Genomic DNA, 13,206 nt, shown 5'->3' with positions numbered 1-13,206 from the left:
GGCGGGCGCCGCCCTCCGCTGTCAGTGGGCTGCGGACTCCCAGTCGGGGCCGACGCCGACGGACACGTCCAGCGGGGCCCGCAGCTCCACGGCCGCGCCCATCTCGCGGCGCACCAGCTCCTCGACCCGCTCCCGCTCGCCCGGCGCGATCTCCAGCACGATCTCGTCGTGGACCTGGAGCAGCATCCGCGACCGCAGCCCGGCCGCGGTGATGGCCCGGTCGACGCGCAGCATGGCGACCTTGACGATGTCGGCGGCGGTGCCCTGGATGGGCGCGTTGAGCGCCATCCGCTCGGCGGCCTCGCGCCGCTGCCGGTTGTCGCTGTTCAGGTCGGGCAGGTAGCGGCGGCGTCCGAAGACCGTCGCGGTGTAGCCGGTGGCCCGTGCCTCCTCGACGACGCGCTGGAGGTAGTCGCGGACCCCGCCGAACCGCTCGAAGAACGTCTCCATCAGGCCGCGCGCCTCCGCCGGCTCGATGCCCAGCTGCTGCGACAGCCCGAACGCCGACAGCCCGTACGCCAGCCCGTACGACATCGCCTTGATCTTGCGGCGCATCTCCGGGTCGACCTGGGAGCGCTCCACCCCGAAGACCTGCGAGGCGACCGTGGTGTGCAGGTCCTCCCCGGACAGGAACGCCTCGATCAGGCCGTCGTCCTCGGAGAGGTGGGCCATGACGCGCAGCTCGATCTGGCTGTAGTCGGCGGTCATCAGGGACTCGTAGCCCTCGCCGACGACGAATCCGCGGCGGATGGCGCGGCCCTCGTCGGTCCGCACCGGCACGTTCTGCAGGTTCGGGTCGGTCGAGGACAGCCGGCCGGTCGCGGCGACGGTCTGGCTGAAGCTGGTGTGGACCCGGCCGTCGGCGGCGATCGTCTTGACGAGGCCTTCGACGGTGACGCGCAGCTTCGCCTGCTCCCGGTGCCGCAGCATGATCACGGGGAGTTCGTGGTCGGTCTGGGTCGCCAGCCAGGCCAGCGCGTCCGCGTCGGTGGTGTAGCCGGTCTTCGTCTTCTTCGTCTTCGGCAGGTCCAGCTCGCCGAAGAACACCTCCTGGAGCTGCTTCGGGGAGCCCAGGTTGAACTCGTGGCCGACCGCCGCGTGCGCCTCCTTCACCGCCTGCTGCACGGCTCCCGCGAACTGCTGCTCCATGGCCTCCAGGTGGTCGCGGTCGGCGGCGATGCCCGCCCGCTCCATCCGGGCCAGCAGCTCGGACGTCGGCAGCTCCATGTCGTGCAGCAGGTCGGCCGCGCCGACCTCGGCCAGCCTGCCCGCGAAGGCCTCGCCGAGGTCGAGGACGGCGCGGGCCTGCGCCATCAGCGCCTCCGCCTCGGCGGTCTCGTCCGCGCCGAAGGCGAGCTGCCCGTCCGCGGCGGGCGGTGCCAGCTCGCGGTGCAGGTACTCCACGGACAGCGCGTCCAGCGCGAAGGACCGCCGGCCCGGCTTGACCAGGTAGGCGGCGAGCGCCGTGTCCATGGTGACCCCGGCGAGGCTCCAGCCGTGCTCGGGGAAGACCCGCATGAGCCCCTTCGCGTTGTGCACCACCTTGGGGCGGGAGGCGTCCGCCGCCCACGCCGCGAACGCCTGCTCGTCGGCCTCGTCCAGCGCGGACGGCTCGAACCAGGCGGCCGCCCCGCCGGCCGCGGCCAGCCCGATCTCCGCGATGCTGCCCTGGCCGAGCGCCCAGCTGTCCACGGTGGACACGCCCAGCGGGCCGTCCGCGTGCTCCGCGAGCCACGGTGCGAGCTCCCCGGTGCCCAGCACCGACCCGTCGAGCTCCACGCCGGCCGCCGGGGCCGGAGCCGCCGCCTCCTGCCCGGCGCCCGGGTCGACGGCGAGGAGCCGCTCCCGCAGCGACGGGTTGCGGATCTCCAGGACGTCCAGCACACCGGTCACCGCGGACCGGTCGTAGGGGGCGCGCTCCAGGTCCGCGGCGCCCTTGGGCAGCTCCACGTCCCGCACCATCTCGGTCAGTACGCGGTTCAGCTTCACGGCCTCCAGGTGGTCCCGGAAGTTCTGCCCGGCCTTGCCCTTGACTTCGTCGGCGCGTTCCACCAGCTCCGCGAACGACCCGAACTGGTTGATCCACTTCGCGGCGGTCTTCTCGCCGACGCCCGGGATGCCCGGCAGGTTGTCCGACGGGTCGCCGCGCAGCGCCGCGAAGTCCGGGTACTGCTGCGGGGTCAGCCCGTACTTCTCCTCGACCTTCTCCGGCGTGAAGCGCGTCAGCTCCGAGACCCCCTTCGTCGGGTACAGCACCGTGGTGTGCTCGGAGACCAGCTGGAAGGAGTCCCGGTCCCCGGTGACGATCAGCACCTCGTACCCGAGCGCCTCAGCCTGCGTGGCCAGCGTCGCGATCACGTCGTCGGCCTCGAAGCCCTCCACCGCGAACCGCGGCACGTTCATCGCGTCGAGCAGCTCGCCGATCAGCTCCACCTGCCCCTTGAACTCGTCGGGCGTCTGCGAGCGGTTCGCCTTGTACTCGGGGAACTCCGTCGACCGCCAGGTCTTGCGGGAGACGTCGAACGCGACCGCGAAGTGCGTGGGCGCCTCGTCGCGCAGCGTGTTCGCCAGCATCGACGCGAAACCGTAGATCGCGTTCGTCGTCTGCCCCGAGGCCGTCGTGAAGTTCTCCGCGGGCAGCGCGAAGAACGCCCGGTACGCCAGGGAGTGCCCGTCCATGAGCATCAGGCGGGGGCGGTCCGCTGCGGTCGTCTGGTCGGTCTTCTTCGATGCGTTCTCTGCCACGCCCCCGATCCTAGGCGGCCCCGCCGACAATTCCGGCGCGGGCGGCATCGCCCGGGCGTGACAGGATCGGACGTGTACGCGAACCCGCCCGGCCCGGCCGGGCACGCACCGCCCGACATGCCCGAAGGGGACCGACATGGCCGCCAAGCCGCCCGCAGGTGATCCCGTCCAGGACGCGCCGCAGGTCGCGCCCCCCAAGCACGCCGCGGCGGGCCTGCCCGCCATCGGGCACACCCTGAAGATCGCCCAGGCGCAGATGGGCCTCGCCCGTACCGCCCGCACCCTGCTCAAGGTCAACCAGAAGGACGGCTTCGACTGCCCCGGCTGCGCCTGGCCCGAGGGCGACAAGCGGCACACGGCCGAGTTCTGCGAGAACGGCGCCAAGGCCGTCGCCGAAGAGGCCACCCTGCGCCGGGTCACCCCCGCCTTCTTCGCCGCGCACTCCGTCGCCGACCTCGCCTCCCGCTCCGGCTACTGGCTGGGGCAGCAGGGCCGCCTCACCCAGCCCGTGCACCTCGCCGAGGGCGCCGACCACTACGAGCCGGTCACCTGGGAACGCGCCTTCGAGATCATCGCCGGGGAGCTGAACGCCCTCGCCTCCCCCGACGAGGCCCTCTTCTACACCTCCGGCCGCACCAGCAACGAGGCGGCGTTCCTCTTCCAGCTCTTCGCCCGCGAGTTCGGCACGAACAACCTGCCCGACTGCTCCAACATGTGCCACGAGTCCTCCGGCTCCGCACTCACCGAGACGATCGGCATCGGCAAGGGCAGCGTCACCCTGGAGGACCTCCACCAGGCCGACCTGATCATCGTCGCCGGGCAGAACCCCGGCACCAACCACCCCCGCATGCTCTCCGCCCTGGAGAAGGCCAAGGCCTCAGGCGCGAAGATCATCTCGGTGAACCCGCTGCCCGAAGCCGGCATGGAGCGGTTCAAGAACCCGCAGACGCCCCTCGGCATGCTCCGCGGCACCCCCCTGAACGACCTCTTCCTCCAGATCCGCATCGGCGGCGACCAGGCCCTCTTCCGCCTCCTCAACAAACTCGTCATCGAGGCCGACGGCGCCGTCGACGAGGGCTTCGTCCGCGAACACACCCACGGCTACGAGGACTTCGCCGCCGCCGCGCGGAAGGCCGACTGGGCCGAGGCCCTCACCGCGACCGGCCTCACCCGCCCCGAGATCGAACGCGCCCTCGCCATGATCCTGGCGTCGAAGCGCACCGTCGTCTGCTGGGCCATGGGCCTCACCCAGCACAAGCACGCCGTCGCCACCATCCGCGAAGTCGTCAACCTGCTGCTGCTCCGCGGCAACATCGGCCGCCCCGGCGCCGGCGTCTGCCCCGTCCGCGGCCACTCCAACGTCCAGGGCGACCGCACCATGGGCATCTTCGAACGCCCCGCCCCCGCCTTCCTCGACGCCCTCGACAGGGAATTCGGGATCACCTCCCCCCGGCACCACGGCCACGACGTAGTCCGCGCCATCGAAGCCCTCCGCGACGGCAAGGCCAAGGTCCTCTTCGCCATGGGCGGCAACTTCGTCGCCGCCACCCCCGACACCCACGTCACCGAGGCCGCCGTCCGCCGCGCCGCCCTCACCGTCCACGTCTCCACCAAGCTGAACCGATCCCACGCCGTCACCGGCCGGCAGGCCCTGATCCTGCCGACCCTCGGCCGCACCGACCGGGACGTCCAGGCCACCGGTCGGCAGTTCGTCACCGTCGAGGACTCCATGGGCATGGTCCACGCCTCCCGCGGCAACCTCGCCCCCGCCTCACCCCACCTGCTCTCCGAGCCCGCCATCGTCGCCCGCACCGCCCGCGCCGTCCTCGGCGACGCCTCCGCCACCCCGTGGGAGGAGTTCGAACGCGACTACCGCGCCATCCGCGACCGCATCGCCCGCGTCGTCCCCGGCTTCGAGGACTACAACGCGCGCGCCGCCCGCCCCGAGGGCTTCCGCCTCCCCCACGCCCCCCGCGACGAACGCCGCTTCCCCACCGCCACCGGCAAGGCCAACTTCACCGCCGCGCCCGTCGAGTACCCGCGCGTCCCCGAAGGCCGCCTGCTGCTGCAGACCCTGCGCAGCCACGACCAGTACAACACCACCATCTACGGCCTCGACGACCGCTACCGCGGCATCACCGGCGGCCGCCGCGTCGTCCTCGTCCACCCCGACGACGCCGCCGCGCTCGGCCTCGCCGACGGCTCCTACACCGACATCGTCAGCGAGTGGAAGGACGGCGTCGAACGGCGCGCACCCGGCTTCCGCGTCGTGCACTACCCGACCGCCCGCGGCTGCGCCGCCGCCTACTACCCCGAGACGAACGTCCTCGTCCCCCTCGACTCCACCGCCGACACCAGCAACACACCCGCCAGCAAGTCCGTCGTCGTCCGCTTCGAACCGGCCCCGGAGCAAGCGCTCGCTCAGCAGCCTGATAGGAAGGGCGTTAACGAGCGTTGACACCCGCAGAACGGAGACGGCCCATGGGCGAGCAGCACGCGGTGAAGTTCCCGCAGGAGGTCCTCGACGAGTACGCCGCCCTCGGCATCGACCTGCCGGCGCTGTTCTCGGCCGGACACCTCGGCGAGCGGATGGACATCCGCGTACTGGAGGCGTCCGCCGAGCGCGTCGTCGGCACCATGCCGGTCGAGGGGAACACCCAGCCGTACGGGCTGCTCCACGGAGGGGCCTCCGCCGTCCTCGCCGAGACGCTCGGCTCCGTCGGGGCGATGCTGCACGGCGGCATCGGGAAGATCGCCGTCGGCGTCGACCTGAACTGCACCCACCACCGCGGGGTGCGCTCCGGCCTCGTCACCGGCGTGGCCACCCCGGTCCACCGCGGCCGCTCGACGGCCACGTACGACATCGTCATCACCGACGAACAGGACCGCCGCGTCTGCAGCGCCCGCCTCACCTGCCTCCTCCGCGACGCGGGCTGACCCGGCCTCGCCGCCGCCCAGCCGGACGCCCGGCCATCCCGGCCCGCATCCGGGGGTCGGGAGCGGGGGCGGGGGCCGCTGCGCGGAGCAGCTCCCCACCCCGCCCCTTCCCGAAACGGGGGGCGCCCGCCCTCGCCCCCCAAACGCCCGCTACGCGGCCGTGCGCCCAAACGCCGCGGGGGCTGGACAGCGGCCCCCATCCCGGGGGCGAGGGCCAGGCCGCTGCGCGGAGCAGCCCCCACCTTCCCCAAACCGGGGGCACCACCCCGCCCCCGAACGCCCGCTACGCGGCCGTGCGCTCAAACGCCGCGGGGGCTGGACACACCCACCCCCGCCACACCGCGGCCCCGGCCGCCCACACCAGCTCCGCGGGCGTGAGGCACCGGGGGCAGCGTCCCCGTGAGCCGGGTGCCGCCCAATCCAGCCCCGCCGGCGTTTGAGGCGCGGGGGCGCGGGGGCAGCGCCCCCGGAGCGGCGCCGCACCCGGGGCCCGGGAGCCAGCCCGGTGCCACCCCATCCAGCCCCGCCGGCGCTTGAGGTGCGAGGGTGCGGGGCGGCGCCCGCAGGGGGGCGGAATTGCGACAGGAGGCGGCTCGGCGTTGTGTCACCGAAGGTGACGGCCTACCGTCGACGGCATGCGCTCGCTCGGCCGCTCCGCGGCCCACACCACCGCGGCCGCACTCCTCGCCGCCACCCCGCTCGCCGCCTCCGCCGCCTGCGCCCCGTCCGCCCCGCCCGCTCCGGCCAAGTCCGCCCCGGCGGCCGCTCCGAGCCCTTCCTCGCCCGTCGAGATCTGTTCAACTCTCGTGTCGTACTGGGCGGAAGAGGTTCTCACGGGTGGCAAGTGGGCCGGCTTGGACTGGGAGCAGAAGGGGCTGTCGAACGCCCAGTTCGCCATCCACGAGGATGCCGTCGCCGCAGGTCGGGCCGTGGAGCGAACTGAGGGACGGGCCAAGGGACTTGAGGTGGCCCAGCGGGTCGTGGCCGAGCGGTGCGCGGCCGAGGGCGGGGCGGCCGGTACTGCGGAGGCCCGGTAGGCGCCGAGCCCGGCGGGGTGCCCGGATTCCCGTGTGCGGTGTCCGTCTTCCGGGCAGTGCGCGGCCGCGCCGGTCCGGCGCAGGTCGGGGCCGGTGGCGGCCGTTCCGCACCCGTTTCCCACTCCCAGTCCAAGATCCAATCGCCCGAAGTGGATCAAGAACAGTCATTACTCTCAGTAATGACCACGCCCCACAGAATCCGCTTTTACGTGCGCGGAATGCCACCCCCATGATTGTTTCGGACACTCCCTGCGACATTCGGCCGGTTTTGATCCATGACAGGACCATGGGGCCCTCAAGCCCCTTAGAGAACCTGCGAATTCTCACCATGCGGACAAACTCCGGGGGAACCAAACGTCCGTTCTGTCCGTACTCCCCCCACACATTCTTGGCCTTGGCATAACAAGACAGTCACATCCTCCTTTCCCCGCTCCCCCCACTCCCCACCGCGGCCTAGAGTCACGGCCAGTCACCGCGCCACAGGGCGCACCCCAGCACGGCCGTGGACTCCCAGTGCGGCCCGGCGACCCATCGGCACAGCCCCAACTCGGGGCAGCCGCGCCAGGGAAAGGAAGAATCGTGCGACACCGTTCTCTGCTCGTCCTCACCACCGTGATCACCACGGGAGCACTGACCCTCACCGCCTGCGGTTCGCGCGACGAAGCGAAGACCGGCGACAACGCCGGCGGCGGCTCCAAGACCGTCGTCGTCATCGGCGTCGACGCCCCGCTCACCGGATCCCTTTCGGCCCTCGGCCAGGGCATCAAGAACTCCGTTGACCTCGCGGCGAAGACCGCGAACAAGAACAACGAAGTCCCCGGCGTCGAATTCAAGGTCGAAGCGCTCGACGACCAGGCAGTTCCTGCCTCCGGACAGGCAAACGCCACCAAGCTCGTAGGCAACAAGGACGTTCTCGGCGTCGTCGGCCCCCTGAACTCCGGCGTCGCGCAGCAGATGCAGGGCGTCTTCGCCTCGGCGAACCTCGCCCAGGTCTCCCCGGCCAACACGAACCCGTCCCTCAGCCAGGGCGACAACTGGGGCAAGGGCGAGTACAAGCGCCCCTTCAAGACGTACTTCCGCACCGCCGCCACCGACGTGGTCCAGGGCAAGTTCGCCGCCCAGTACCTCTTCAAGGACGCCGGCAAGAAGAAGGTCTTCGTCGTCGACGACAAGCAGACCTACGGCGCCGGCCTCGCCGGCATCTTCTCCGAGGAGTTCAAGAAGCTCGGCGGCGAGGTCGTCGGCACCGACCACGTCACCGTCAAGGAGACCGACTTCTCCTCGACCGCCGACAAGGTCAAGTCCTCCGGCGCCGACTCCGTCTACTTCGGCGGCCAGTACCCCGAGGGCGGCCTGCTCTCGGACCAGATCAAGAAGACGGGCGCCGCCATCCCGCTCTTCGGCGGCGACGGCATCTACGACCCGGCGTTCATCTCGGCCTCCGCCGAGGCCAACGACGGCGACCTCGCCACCTCCATCGGCGCCCCCGTCGAGAAGCTCGACACCGCCAAGAAGTTCATCGAGGACTACAAGGCCGGCGGCTACAAGGACCCGTACGCGGCCTACGGCGGCTACTCCTACGACGCCGGCTGGGCCATCGTCCAGGCCGTGAAGGCCGTCGTCGCCGCCAACGGCGGCAAGGTCCCCGCCGACGCCCGCGCCAAGGTCGTCGAGGCCCTCGGCAAGGTCTCCTTCGACGGCGTGACCGGCAAGGTCTCCTTCGACGAGTACGGCGACACCACCAACAAGCAGCTCACGGTCTACAAGGTCGAGGGCGGCAAGTGGGTCGACGTCAAGAGCGACACCTTCAACCAGTAGTCGCACCGCCTGACGGCACCCGCACCTGACCCACCCCATCAGAACCAAGCCGCGCGAGGGCGCAAACAGCGCCCTCGCGCGGACTCTTATCCGACACGCACATCGGAGGCCCTGCGGTGCACGAACTGCCGCAACAGCTGGCCAACGGCCTTGCCCTCGGTGCCCTTTACGGCCTCATCGCCATCGGGTACACCATGGTCTACGGCATCGTCCAGCTCATCAACTTCGCCCACGGCGAGATCTTCATGATCGGGGGCTTCGGCGCCCTCACCACCTACACCGCACTCCCGAGCGGCACCTCGCTCCTGGTGGCGATACCCCTCATGATCCTCGGAGGCGCACTCGCCTCCGTCGCCGTGGCCACGGCAGCCGAGCGCTTCGCCTACCGCCCGCTGCGGGGCGCACCGCGCCTGGCACCCCTCATCACCGCCATCGGCCTCTCGATCGCACTCCAGCAGCTCGTCTGGCAGTTCTACCCGAACGCCAAGAAGGCCGTCACCTTCCCGGAGTTCACCGGCAAGGCCTTCCAGATCACCGACAACCTGGCCATCCAGCGCGCCGACGCCTTCGTCCTCGCCCTGGCCCCGCTCTGCATGCTCGCCCTCGGCGTCTTCGTCTCCAAGAGCCGCAGCGGCCGCGCCATGCAGGCCACCGCCCAGGACCCCGACACGGCCAAGCTGATGGGCATCAACACCGACCGCATCATCGTCATGGCCTTCGCCATCGGTGCCGCGTTCGCAGCCGTCGCGGCCGTCGCCTACGGCGTCGACAAGGGCCAGATCAACTTCGAGATGGGCTTCATCCTCGGACTCAAGGCCTTCACCGCAGCCGTCCTCGGCGGCATCGGCAACATCTACGGCGCCATGGTCGGCGGCGTGGTCCTCGGCCTCGCCGAAGCCCTCTCGATCGCCTACATCGAGGAAATCCCCGGCATGGAGCAGCTGGGCGGCGGCGCCTGGGCCAACGTCTGGGCCTTCGTCCTCCTCATCGTCGTCCTCCTCGTGCGGCCCCAAGGCCTGCTCGGCCAGCGCGTCACGGATCGGGCGTGAGAACCATGACCACCACCGAAACCACCCCCACCGCCGCGGCCGCGCAGCCCGCCACCGCCAACAAGACCCTGCTGTACGCGATCGTCGGCGGCTCCGCCCTGACCATCGCCAGCACCTTCCTGGCGTGGACGTACACCACCGCCTTCCCCGGCAACCTCACCCTCTACGGGTACCCCGCGCCCCTCCAGATGCTCACCCTGGTCGGCGCCCTCCTCACCTGCCTGTACGCCCTCTCCGCCCTCGGCATCAAGGGCCTCGGCTGGCTCGCCCCCAACGGCGCCCGCGCCGCCCTCCGCTTCCTCGCCGCCGGCGCGGCAGCCACCACCGTCTTCACCGTCGGCTCCATCGCCGTCGAACTCGGCGGCCTCGTCCACCTGGAGCCCGGAGCCTGGGTCGCCGTCCTCGCCTCGCTGGTCCCGGCCGCCGCCGCCTTCAAGCTCGAAGACGACAAGCGCAAGGCCGCCCCGGCGGGCACGCTCCCCTCCTGGGCCGAGATCCTCATCATCGTCGGCGTCTACGCCCTCGGCCTCTACGTCATCACGTTCGGCATCGACACCGATGACAAGGAACCGCAGCTCTTCATCGCGTACCTGATCACCGTCGGCCTCGCCGCCACCGGCATCATGAAGTCCGGTCTCCCCGACCGCTTCGCCGCGATCACCGCCCGCCACCGCCAGGTCGCCCTCATCGCGACCGCGGCCGCCTTCATCGGCTTCCCCTTCATCCAGCAGAGCGGCGACACCTACACCCTCATCGCCGTCAACATCCTGATCTTCGCGACTGTGGCCCTCGGCCTCAACGTCGTCGTCGGCCTCGCCGGCCTGCTGGACCTCGGCTACGTCGCCTTCCTCGGAGTCGGCGCCTACACGGCCGCGCTGGTCTCCGGAAGCACGGCCTCCGCCTTCGGGATCCACCTGCCCTTCTGGGCCGCCGTCATCGTCGGAGCCATCGCCTCCCTCGTCTTCGGCGTCGTCATCGGTGCACCCACCCTGCGCCTGCGCGGCGACTACCTCGCCATCGTCACCCTCGGCTTCGGAGAGATCTTCCGTATCGCCATGGGCAACCTCGACGGCACCTCCGGCCCCAAGATCACCAACGGCCCCAACGGCATCCCGAACATCCCCCACCTCGAACTCTTCGGGTGGAACTTCGGCGAGGCCCACACCGTCCTCGGCATCACGCTCGGCGCCTACGCCAACTACTACCTGCTGATGCTGCTGGTGATGGCCCTGGTCATCCTGGTCTTCGCCCGCGCCGGCAACAGCCGCATCGGCCGCGCCTGGGTCGCCATCCGCGAGGACGAGACCGCCGCCGAGGCCATGGGCATCAACGGCTTCCGCGTCAAGCTGATCGCCTTCGCCCTCGGCGCCACCCTCGCCGGCCTCGCCGGCACCGTCCAGGCACACGTCAACACCACGGTGGTCCCCGAGAACTACGTCTTCGCCGGACCCGTCCCGCCGAACTCCGCGTTCCTCCTCGCCGCCGTCATCCTCGGCGGCATGGGAACCATCCGCGGACCCATCCTCGGCTCCGCGCTCCTCTTCCTCATCCCCGCGAAGCTGCAGTTCCTCCAGGACTACCAGCTCCTCGGCTTCGGCATCGCCCTCATCCTGCTCATGCGCCTGCGCCCCGAAGGCCTCATCGCCGACAAGCGCGCCAAGCTCGAGTACCACGACGACACCGCTGACCAGGCCCCCACCGACCTGGCCACCGCCAAGGCGGGTGCGTGAACACCATGACGACCACCACCGACACCACCACCAAGCCCGCCGCCGCCCCGGCCGGCGAGACCGTCCTCGACGCCAGCGGCGTCACCATGCGCTTCGGCGGCCTCACCGCCGTCAAGGGCGTCGACCTCCAGGTCAACTCGGGCGAGATCGTCGGACTCATCGGCCCCAACGGCGCCGGCAAGACGACCTTCTTCAACTGCCTCACCGGCCTGTACGTCCCCACCGAGGGCAAGGTCAGCTACAAGGGCACCGTCCTGCCGCCCAAGCCGCACCTGGTCACGCAGGCGGGCATCGCCCGCACCTTCCAGAACATCCGGCTGTTCTCCAACATGACGGTGCTGGAGAACGTCCTCGTCGGACGCCACACCCGCACCAAGGAAGGCCTCTGGTCGGCCCTCCTGCGCGGCCCCGGCTTCAAGAAGGCCGAAGCCGCCTCCGAGGCCCGCGCCATGGAGCTCCTGGAGTTCATCGGCCTGGAGCACAAGGCCCAGCACCTGGCGAAGAACCTCCCGTACGGCGAGCAGCGCAAGCTCGAGATCGCCCGCGCGCTCGCCAGCGACCCCGGCCTCCTGCTCCTCGACGAGCCCACCGCCGGCATGAACCCGCAGGAGACCCGCGCGGCCGAGGAGCTCATCTTCGCCATCCGGGACATGGGCATCGCCGTCCTCGTCATCGAGCACGACATGCGCTTCATCTTCAACCTCTGCGACCGGGTCGCCTGCCTCGTGCAGGGCGAGAAGCTCATCGAGGGCACCGCCGCCGAGGTCCAGGGCGACGAGCGCGTCATCGCCGCCTACCTCGGCGAGCCCTTCGAAGGCGCTCCCGGCGCCGCCGAGGCCGCCGAGGTGGAAGCCGCCGAACAGCACGCAGCCGAGGCGGCCGCGAAGGCCGACGCCCCGGCCAAGGCCGACACCCCGGCCAAGGCCGACACCCCGGCGAAGGCCGCCGCGGCGGAGGACGCGGCGGCGGAGGACGCGGCGGCGGAGGACACCGCCGCCGACACCTCCGCCGACACCGCCGCCGACACCTCCGACGCCGACGGCCAGGACGACGACACCGCGGACGACGCCGGCACCCCGGCCGACGCCGACACCGCCGACGAGACCGGAACCGACACGGACCCGGCCCCCGACGCGGACAGCACCGCCAGCAAGGACGGAGAAGCCAAGTGACCGTACTGATGGAGGTCAACGACCTCAAGGTCGCCTACGGCAAGATCGAAGCCGTCAAGGGCATCTCCTTCACCGTCGAGACCGGGCAGATCGTCTGCCTCGTCGGCACCAACGGCGCCGGCAAGACGACGACCCTCCGCACCCTCTCGGGCCTGATCAAGCCCCGCGGCGGCACCATCACCTTCGACGGCCAGCCCCTCGGCACCGTCCCGGCCCACAAGATCGTCTCCCTGGGCCTCGCCCACTCCCCCGAGGGACGCCACATCTTCCCCCGGCTGACGATCGCCGAGAACCTCCAGCTCGGCGCCTTCCTCCGCAACGACAAGGAAGGCATCGAGAAGGACATCCAGCGCGCCTACGAGCTCTTCCCCATCCTGGGCGAGCGCCGCAAGCAGGCCGCCGGCACCCTCTCGGGCGGCGAACAGCAGATGCTCGCCATGGGCCGGGCCCTCATGTCCCGCCCGAAGCTCCTCATGCTGGACGAGCCCTCCATGGGCCTCTCCCCGCTGATGATGCACAAGATCATGTCCACCATCGCGGAGCTCAAGGCCCAGGGCATGACGATCCTCCTCGTCGAGCAGAACGCCCAGGCCGCCCTCTCCCTGGCCGACCAGGCGCACGTCATGGAGATCGGCAAGATCGTCCTCTCCGGCACCGGCCAGGAACTCCTCCACAACGAGGACGTCCGCAAGGCCTACCTCGGCGAGGACTGACCCGC

At 71.0% G+C, this 13,206-nt stretch carries 9 protein-coding genes; 8 read left to right on the top strand and 1 reads right to left on the bottom strand.

Annotated elements, in window-relative coordinates; all coding sequences use genetic code 11:
- Nucleotides 1-21: 21 nt before the first annotated feature.
- Nucleotides 22-2,745, bottom strand: a complete 2,724-nt coding sequence (gene polA / locus ACZ462_RS20485) for a DNA polymerase I (RefSeq protein WP_467806582.1) — start codon at nt 2,743-2,745, stop codon at nt 22-24.
- Nucleotides 2,746-2,881: 136 nt separating this feature from the next.
- Between polA and ACZ462_RS20480 the strand changes: the two genes are divergently transcribed.
- The 8 genes from ACZ462_RS20480 to ACZ462_RS20445 all read left to right on the top strand — a co-directional run bounded on the left by ACZ462_RS20480 (nt 2,882) and on the right by ACZ462_RS20445 (nt 13,201).
- Complete coding sequence (locus ACZ462_RS20480; RefSeq protein ID WP_467806581.1) at nt 2,882-5,203, top strand: FdhF/YdeP family oxidoreductase; 2,322 nt, start codon at nt 2,882-2,884, stop codon at nt 5,201-5,203.
- A 23-nt stretch (nt 5,204-5,226) separates the two neighbouring features.
- A complete protein-coding gene (locus ACZ462_RS20475; RefSeq protein ID WP_467806580.1) occupies nt 5,227-5,682 on the top strand; it encodes a PaaI family thioesterase in 456 nt (151 codons plus the stop codon).
- Nucleotides 5,683-6,317: 635 nt separating this feature from the next.
- Nucleotides 6,318-6,719, top strand: a complete 402-nt coding sequence (locus ACZ462_RS20470) for a hypothetical protein (RefSeq protein WP_467806579.1) — start codon at nt 6,318-6,320, stop codon at nt 6,717-6,719.
- Between the two features lie 579 nt (nt 6,720-7,298).
- Complete coding sequence (locus ACZ462_RS20465) at nt 7,299-8,537, top strand: branched-chain amino acid ABC transporter substrate-binding protein (protein WP_467806578.1); 1,239 nt, start codon at nt 7,299-7,301, stop codon at nt 8,535-8,537.
- A gap of 116 nt (nt 8,538-8,653) precedes the next feature.
- A complete protein-coding gene (locus ACZ462_RS20460; protein ID WP_114057121.1) occupies nt 8,654-9,586 on the top strand; it encodes a branched-chain amino acid ABC transporter permease in 933 nt (310 codons plus the stop codon).
- Nucleotides 9,587-9,591: 5 nt separating this feature from the next.
- Nucleotides 9,592-11,316, top strand: coding sequence for a branched-chain amino acid ABC transporter permease (locus tag ACZ462_RS20455; protein WP_467806577.1), 1,725 nt, complete (start codon nt 9,592-9,594; stop codon nt 11,314-11,316).
- Nucleotides 11,317-11,321: 5 nt separating this feature from the next.
- Nucleotides 11,322-12,488, top strand: a complete 1,167-nt coding sequence (locus tag ACZ462_RS20450) for an ABC transporter ATP-binding protein (protein ID WP_467806658.1) — start codon at nt 11,322-11,324, stop codon at nt 12,486-12,488.
- The gene (locus ACZ462_RS20445) at nt 12,485-13,201 is read left to right on the top strand and encodes an ABC transporter ATP-binding protein (protein ID WP_114057123.1); all 717 of its coding nucleotides are present in this window, start codon (nt 12,485-12,487) and stop codon (nt 13,199-13,201) included. The genes ACZ462_RS20450 and ACZ462_RS20445 overlap by 4 nt, the downstream gene beginning before the upstream one ends.
- The last annotated feature ends 5 nt before the right edge of the window (nt 13,202-13,206 follow it).

Source organism: Streptomyces sp. NPDC031121, from assembly GCF_055570615.1.
The sequence above is the reverse complement of the archived record's forward strand: the minus strand, read 5'-3'. Positions and strand labels throughout refer to the sequence as shown.

Coding starts and splice junctions, on each gene's coding strand:
- ACZ462_RS20480 (WP_467806581.1), top strand. CDS start 2,882: ATGGCCGCCAAGCCGCCCGCAGGTGATCCCGTCCAGGACGCGCCGCAG.
- ACZ462_RS20475 (WP_467806580.1), top strand. CDS start 5,227: ATGGGCGAGCAGCACGCGGTGAAGTTCCCGCAGGAGGTCCTCGACGAG.
- ACZ462_RS20470 (WP_467806579.1), top strand. CDS start 6,318: ATGCGCTCGCTCGGCCGCTCCGCGGCCCACACCACCGCGGCCGCACTC.
- ACZ462_RS20455 (WP_467806577.1), top strand. CDS start 9,592: ATGACCACCACCGAAACCACCCCCACCGCCGCGGCCGCGCAGCCCGCC.
- ACZ462_RS20450 (WP_467806658.1), top strand. CDS start 11,322: ATGACGACCACCACCGACACCACCACCAAGCCCGCCGCCGCCCCGGCC.